Source organism: Achromobacter sp. GbtcB20 (assembly GCF_019091095.1).
GTDB classification, from domain to species: domain Bacteria; phylum Pseudomonadota; class Gammaproteobacteria; order Burkholderiales; family Burkholderiaceae_B; genus Achromobacter; species Achromobacter mucicolens.
The window spans coordinates 1-230 of record NZ_JAGXJZ010000967.1 but is presented as its reverse complement, the minus strand read 5'-3'; the positions used below and the strand labels follow the sequence as shown (position 1 = coordinate 230).

At 68.3% G+C, this 230-nt stretch carries 1 protein-coding gene; it reads right to left on the bottom strand.

Translation table 11 applies throughout. The features are described 5' to 3' along the window. Positions 1-178 (bottom strand): AraC family transcriptional regulator (locus tag KVT32_RS31860; protein WP_217619610.1); only part of this gene is annotated, 178 nt, incomplete at its 3' end. Positions 179-230 lie beyond the last annotated feature (52 nt).

Below are 230 nucleotides of genomic sequence, written 5' to 3'. Positions count from 1 at the left end.
AGGCCTTGGGCGTGATGCCCGTGACGGCCTTGAAAACGCGGTGGAAATGGAAGCGGCTCATACCGGCCTGCTCGGCCAGCGTCGACAGATCGGGCGGCTGCACGGCTTCCAGGGCGCGGCAGGCGCGCTCGACGGCGGCGGCGTGCTGTTTGCTCAAGGGGACGGCGGCGGGGCCCATAAGGGACTCCTGACTGGCGCGTGTTGGCGTAACGCTTGACGCCATCGTCTCA